Genomic DNA, 2,558 nt, shown 5'->3' on the forward strand with positions numbered 1-2,558 from the left:
GCGGTGGATCATTCAACATCGATGTTGAATGAAAAACCGCTATCGCGAGCAGGCTCACTCCTACAGGGATTGGTGTTGCCCACAGCATTTGTGTTTGGCACAAACCCTGTGGGCAGGCGCCAGATCAACCGCGGTGACGACCGCGGAAGTAGTTGATCAGGCCTTGGGTGGAAGCATCGTCAGCCGGGGTTTCTTCGCTGCCGACCAGGCGGTTGTAGACGCCTTTGCCCAGCTCCTTGCCCAGCTCCACGCCCCACTGGTCGAAGGCATTGATGCCCCAGACCACGCTTTGCACGAAGACTTTGTGTTCGTACATCGCCACCAGCGCACCGAGACGACGGGGGCTGATGCGCTCGACCACGATGGTGTTGCTCGGACGGTTGCCCGGGATCACCTTGTGCGGCGCGATTTTATGCACGTCTTCTTCGCTCATGCCTTTGTCACGCAGTTCGGCTTCGGCTTCGACAAGGGTCTTGCCGAGCATCAGAGCCTGGCTTTGCGACAGGCAGTTGGCGTACAGCCACTGGTGGTGGTCGGAGACCGGGTTGAAGCTGACAATCGGCACGATGAAGTCGGCCGGAATCAGTTGGGTGCCTTGGTGCAGCAACTGGTGATACGCGTGCTGACCGTTGCAACCCACGCCACCCCAGATCACCGGGCCGGTATCGGTGGACACTGGCGTACCGTCCTGGCGCACGCTCTTGCCGTTGGATTCCATGTCCAGCTGTTGCAAGTGCTTGGTGATGTTGCGCAGGTAGTGGTCGTAAGGCAGGATCGCGTGGCTTTGCGCACCCCAGAAGTTGCCGTACCACACGCCAAGCAACGCCAGCAGCACCGGCATGTTCTGTTCGAATGGCGCGCTCTGGAAATGCTGGTCCATGGTGTAGGCACCGGACAGCAGTTCCTTGAAGTTCGACATGCCGATGGCCAGTGCGATTGGCAAGCCGATGGCCGACCACAGCGAGTAACGGCCGCCGACCCAGTCCCACATAGGGAAGATGTTTTCTTCGCGGATACCGAACGCCACGGCCGCCGCGTTGTTGCTGGATACGGCGATGAAGTGACGATACAGCTCGGCTTCCGAACCGCCCTGAGCCAGGTACCAGGCGCGAGCGGCCTGGGCATTTTTCAGGGTTTCGAGGGTGTTGAAGGATTTCGACGACACGATGAACAGCGTGGTTTCAGCGCGCAGCTTCATGGTCAGTTCATGGAACTCACTGCCATCGATGTTCGCCAGGTAATGGCAACGCACGCCTTTCTGGGCGTAGGACAGCAGCGCTTCAGACACCAGCTCAGGGCCGAGGAACGAGCCACCGATGCCGATGTTCACCACGTCAGTGATCGGCTTCTCGGTGTAGCCACGCCACAGACCGTCATGGATGCGGCCGACGAGGTCGGTGATCTGGTTCAGCACTTTGTGCACTTCTGGCATCACGTTGACGCCATTCACCGACAGCTTGTCGCCAACCGGGCGACGCAGTGCGGTGTGCAGGGCTGGACGACCTTCCGACGAGTTGACGATTTCGCCGTCGAACAGCGATTTGATCGCGCCCTTGAGGTCGACTTCATTGGCCAGGCCCACCAGCAGATTGCGGGTCTCGGCGTTGATCAGGTTCTTCGAGTAATCGAGAAACAGGCCGCAGCTGCTGAGGGTGAATTGAGTAAAACGCTGCGGATCGGCATTGAAGGCCTCGCGCATGCTGAAATCCTGCATGGCTTGGCGGTGGTCATTCAACGCTTGCCAGGCGGGCAGAGCGGTCACGTCGTGAGGAGTGCGGTAGTACGCCATCGCTGCGGGTTTCCTTTTTACTTGAACGGCTTTTTTGAACACTGAAAATCCCGGCGCGCCGTAGGCAGCGTCCGGTCAACTGCGTCGACACGATTTCAATGACACAGGGCGAATACAGTAAACCTCGCGCTGCGATCTGTCTTGACTTTGTCTAACACGTTCCCGGTACTTTTTTATACACAAAGCAGGGAACGGTTCGACAAACGGGAGGGGCGTCGGTTCGATCAGGCGACCTGAACCGGAATGGCATTGCTGGTGTGGCTCAGTTCATTGCCAGGCGCCATGTAAAGCATGCGCGGTTTGAAGTTGAGCAGCTCGGCTTCGCTGTAATGGGCGTAGGCGCAGATGATCACACGGTCACCGACCTTGGCCTTGTGCGCGGCAGCACCGTTGACCGAGATCATCCGCGAGCCTTCTTCGCCACGAATCGCGTAGGTGGTGAAGCGTTCGCCGTTGTCGACGTTATAAATCTGGATCTGTTCGTACTCACGGATGCCGGACAAGTCCAGCCATTCGCCGTCGATGGCGCAGGAACCTTCGTAATCGAGTACGGCGTGAGTGACTTCGGCGCGATGCAGCTTGGCTTTGAGCATGATGGCGTGCATGAGTGTTTTCCCAGGTCGGAATCGAACGGCGGGCAGTTTGCCCGAAGGCATAAAAGGCAGCAATAAGGGAGCGAAGCCACGCAATTTTCTGTCGGAGCGAAGCTTGCTCGCGAACGCGGCGTATCAGTCGACACAAATGTCGAGTGTGACAGGCTGTTCGCGAG

Annotated in this window: 2 protein-coding genes; both read right to left on the bottom strand. The window is 58.4% G+C overall.

Annotated elements, in window-relative coordinates; all coding sequences use genetic code 11:
* Positions 1 to 124 precede the first annotated feature (124 nt).
* Positions 125 to 1,789 carry a glucose-6-phosphate isomerase gene (gene pgi, locus QMX98_RS34005; RefSeq protein ID WP_221107407.1) on the bottom strand — a complete coding sequence of 555 codons (1,665 nt, stop codon included), beginning with the start codon at positions 1,787 to 1,789 and terminating at the stop codon, positions 125 to 127.
* A 224-nt stretch (positions 1,790 to 2,013) separates the two neighbouring features.
* Entirely contained in the window at positions 2,014 to 2,394 is a 381-nt protein-coding gene (gene panD, locus QMX98_RS34010) for an aspartate 1-decarboxylase (protein WP_003228271.1), read from the bottom strand.
* Positions 2,395 to 2,558: the final 164 nt, after the last annotated feature.

Origin of the sequence: Pseudomonas sp. PS02303 (assembly GCF_029959925.1) — a bacterium.
GTDB classification, from domain to species: Bacteria; Pseudomonadota; Gammaproteobacteria; order Pseudomonadales; family Pseudomonadaceae; genus Aquipseudomonas; species Aquipseudomonas mandelii.

Excerpts from the sequence above, each read along its gene's own strand:
- pgi (WP_221107407.1), bottom strand. The coding sequence starts at position 1,789 with ATGGCGTACTACCGCACTCCTCACGACGTGACCGCTCTGCCCGCCTGG.
- panD (WP_003228271.1), bottom strand. The coding sequence starts at position 2,394 with ATGCACGCCATCATGCTCAAAGCCAAGCTGCATCGCGCCGAAGTCACT.